Genomic DNA, 2401 nt, shown 5'->3' with positions numbered 1-2401 from the left:
CGTTGAACGCCTTCGCGATCACCTTCGAAGGTCGCCTGTCCCCGAGTTCTCGATAGAAAAATTTCAAAACCGAGTTACACCGTTAACTGGACACACCCTGCCACCACCAACGCTCCCATAGGCGCGTCCATGCTTGTCGGTGAAGGCTGTCATCATGACGCGCAACTGATCAAAGGAGCTGTGGTGACAGACCCCCTCGCGAGGAATTCGGCTGGCTCTCGGGTGATGGACCGTTGGGTGACATCTACTGCGTGTCCTTCATCCGGGACCTGAGTCCGACCGAAGTACTGACGCGCTTGGGCGCAGAGCCAGACTCGATCGGGAAAGTCACCTTCGACGAGCTTGATGAGCGTGTGATGGCGAACATCCAGGAGACTGACGGCCTGGAAGCCGGCCATGTCGGCGCGACGAGTTTCGATGACTGGACCTTGCTCGTCGAGCCCTGGGGCGGGCGGGGGGCCTTGTGGGAAGTACTGACCGAGCTTTCCCGGGGCACGGAGATGGTGTCCGTCTGCCGTAATGACTATGCCTCGCATATGTTCGGATACGCGATCGACGGTGACGTGATCACGAACTTCATGCTTGAGCGCCTCAAAGATCGCGCGGGAAGTGATCCAAGTCGTCTGACGGCTTCAATGCGTGCTGCCGGACTGGACCCTGACCACACCCCCGAGGATGACGGGGTTGACGATCCGATCGCCTGTGCGTTCGCACTCGCAACCAGGATCACGGGTATCGCCTTCGCCGACTGGGACCCCCATCAAACGGATTTCCTGGGAGCCGAAATCGTTCCGGACTGATCAGTGATCTGTACTGCCGGCCATGAGAGCTTCCTTCGATTCGGCGGCTTGGGGGACCTTGCGCCGCGTTAGCAGCGTCGCGACGTCGACGAGTTCCTTGGTCGCGTGCCGGTTCAGCTCGACGGCGTCGGCCACGATGGGCAGGCTCACCGATGCGGCCGCCGTCGCTTCGCCAGCCTCGGCGTGAGTCTTGGCCAGGCACGAGCCGTACCGCTTTCCCGCACCCGCGCCGGCACCCGCAACGCGTCTCTGCGCTGCTGGGGAGAACGCGGCTTCGCTCTGCTCACGCAATGCTGGCGCCCTCTCCAGCACATTACCGCCAGCCCCAGCAGAATCGGAGACTTCGTCAAAGCTGCGCTTGTTCTCACCCATTTCGAAAATGGCTGCCTGACGTGAAATTTGCTGAAATCATCTCAGTGAGTGGCAGTGGATCTTTCAGAGGCGGGCGGTAAAATGACCGCGTGACGATCCAGGATTTCAGTGAGTGGCAGTGGATTAACGAGCCCGCGAAGTGGGCGGCGGGTGAGGATCTCCGGATCACCGCCGAGGCGCGCACCGATCTGTGGCGGGTCACCCACTACGGGTACATCTACGACACCGCCCACATCTTCGGCAGGACGCTGCCGGGCGACCTGCGGGTGACCACGACCTTCCAGGCCTCCTACGCCGACCGGTACGACCAGGCGGGTGCCGTGCTCCGGATCGACGAGAGGAACTGGATCAAGGCGGGCGTCGAGTACGTCGACAGGAAGATCAACCTGAGCGCCGTGGTGACCAGGGACTTCTCCGACTGGTCGATGCTCACGGTGTCCGAGCCGGTGGAGTCGGTGACATTGGATCTGGAGCGCAAGGGTGACGCCGTGACCGTGAGGTACGGGCTCAACGGCGCGGCGCCGGTCACCATGCTCCGCTTCGCCTACTTCCCTCCGGGGGTCCCGGCACTCGCGGGCGTCATGTGCGCGGCCCCCAGGGGCGAGGGTTTCGAGACCCGCTTCACTTCGGTGACGGTCTCCTGATGCCACGGCGGCGGACCTGGACGCCGTTGCGCGGCGGGGGAAAGGGCCGTCCGCGGACCTCCCAGGTCATGCGAGAACCACCACATGCGCCTTGTCCGCTTATAGCCAATTTGCCAGTGGCATACAAGGCTCAGACACGCAGACAACAAGAAGGTCGCTCTCCGAAGACCGGATAGCGGCCTTTTGACTGGCCAAACCAAGTGGGGCTATCAGGACTTGAACCCGGGACCTCTTCCTTATCGGGTAAACCGGTAGGGGCGGGAGGCGTGATAGCCAAACCGGTCGAACAGCCCGTCGTCCTGGTAACGGCGCAGGTGCATCATCGGCGAGTCATGGCCGACGAGCTTGGCCAGGTGCGGCGTCACGAGCATCTCCGAATCGAAGCGAAAGACGCTCATCGCGATGTGCTCGTCTCCAAACCTCGCCTCGATGCCGGGTACGTCTCGAACCTGCTCGATCTCCGAGAGAGTGATCCGGATGCGGGTGGTGAGGTGCCTCGGTGATTCCGGACAGCCGTCTTATGGTCGTAGCCTATGCGGCTGCTCGGGTTGAAAGGGATTCGTTGAGTACTTCGAGGGGCGGCCG

3 protein-coding genes and 1 pseudogene are annotated in these 2401 nt (G+C 62.3%); 2 read left to right on the top strand and 2 right to left on the bottom strand.

The window, feature by feature from the left end; genetic code table 11:
• Positions 1 to 218: 218 nt before the first annotated feature.
• Positions 219 to 800, top strand: a pseudogene (locus tag IG98_RS0143705) (DUF6461 domain-containing protein); the annotation flags it as partial.
• Here the strand turns inward: IG98_RS0143705 and IG98_RS51745 are convergent.
• Positions 801 to 1172 (bottom strand): hypothetical protein, encoded by a 372-nt coding sequence (locus IG98_RS51745; protein WP_157594901.1) that lies wholly within the window; start codon positions 1170 to 1172, stop codon positions 801 to 803.
• An 89-nt stretch (positions 1173 to 1261) separates the two neighbouring features.
• Between IG98_RS51745 and IG98_RS0143695 the strand changes: the two genes are divergently transcribed.
• A complete protein-coding gene (locus IG98_RS0143695; RefSeq protein ID WP_030926403.1) occupies positions 1262 to 1816 on the top strand; it encodes a DUF1349 domain-containing protein in 555 nt (184 codons plus the stop codon).
• Between the two features lie 236 nt (positions 1817 to 2052).
• Here the strand turns inward: IG98_RS0143695 and IG98_RS52995 are convergent, their stop codons facing one another.
• A complete protein-coding gene (locus IG98_RS52995) occupies positions 2053 to 2214 on the bottom strand; it encodes a hypothetical protein (RefSeq protein ID WP_211264383.1) in 162 nt (53 codons plus the stop codon).
• Positions 2215 to 2401 lie beyond the last annotated feature (187 nt).

It is taken from the genome of Streptosporangium amethystogenes (genome assembly GCF_000721075.1).
In the GTDB taxonomy this organism is placed as follows: Bacteria; Actinomycetota; Actinomycetes; order Streptosporangiales; family Streptosporangiaceae; genus Streptosporangium; species Streptosporangium amethystogenes.
This window is presented reverse-complemented; position numbering and strand designations above follow the sequence as displayed.